The organism is Azohydromonas sediminis, assembly GCF_003574675.1.
Lineage (GTDB): Bacteria > Pseudomonadota > Gammaproteobacteria > Burkholderiales > Burkholderiaceae_C > Calidifontimicrobium > Calidifontimicrobium sediminis.
On record NZ_QOAZ01000094.1, the window covers coordinates 1 to 896 of the forward strand.

General features: G+C 73.9%; 1 protein-coding gene. It reads left to right on the forward strand.

What is annotated here, in order from left to right; genetic code table 11:
• On the forward strand, positions 1–615 hold a 615-nt coding region (locus DRV96_RS17770; protein WP_162911148.1), incomplete at its 5' end, for a TonB C-terminal domain-containing protein.
• Positions 616–896: the final 281 nt, after the last annotated feature.

Here is an 896-nt window from a genome sequence, read left to right on the forward strand (position 1 = left end):
CTCGAAGCGCAGCGCCTGGAGGCCGAGCGTGCCGAAGCCGCGCGCCTGCAAGCCGAGCGCGAGCAAGCCGCCCGCCTCGAAGCCGAACGGGAAGCCGCAGCACGGCGCGAGGCCGCACGGCAGCAGGCCGAGCGCGAGGAAGCCGCACGACTCGAGGCGCAGCGCCTCGAGACGGCGCGCCTGCAGGCCGAGCGCGACGAAGCGGCCCGGCGCGAGGCCGCCGGGCGGGCTGCGCCACAGCCCCTGCCGCCGCCGTCGAACCTGGTGCGGCGCGTGCGGCTGTGGGGCTACACGCACCCCAACGACGAGCTGCTGCAGTACGCGCAGGCGTGGGCACTGCGCGTGCAGCTCAACACCCCGTACAGCACCGTGCGCGAGATCGCGAGCCGGCTGCAGCGCGCACCGGTCGTGGCCGTCGCGCTGCGCAGCGACGGCTCCGTCGAATCGGTGACGTTCCACGTCTCCAGCGGCGTGCCGCAGGTCGACGAGGCGATCCGGCGCATCGTGCACGGGCTGCAGCCGCGCGTGCCGTTCCCGCCGACGCTCGCGCGCGAGGTCGACGTCGTCGAGATCCGCCGCACGTGGTTCTTCGACGCGGCCGTGCGGCTGCACTGACGACGCACACCTCGCGGCGCGCGCCGGCAGGCGCGTCGCGCGACCGGGCTCAGAGGCTGAGAGGCAATTGATCGCCGCAGACGCCCGTCGGGTTGGCGTCAGGGCCAGAGGAACGAACGTCACGCGGCGCTGCTGCGCGGGTGATGTCGCTGCGACGGGCTCGTGCGCGCTTCGCAGCGCTTGATTCGGGTCGATTTCTCATCTTCCGCACCCCTTACGCGGCCGCCAGGGCCGCTGCGGGCGCACCTGTGCCCAGACCGACCCACTGCGGTGCGATCTTG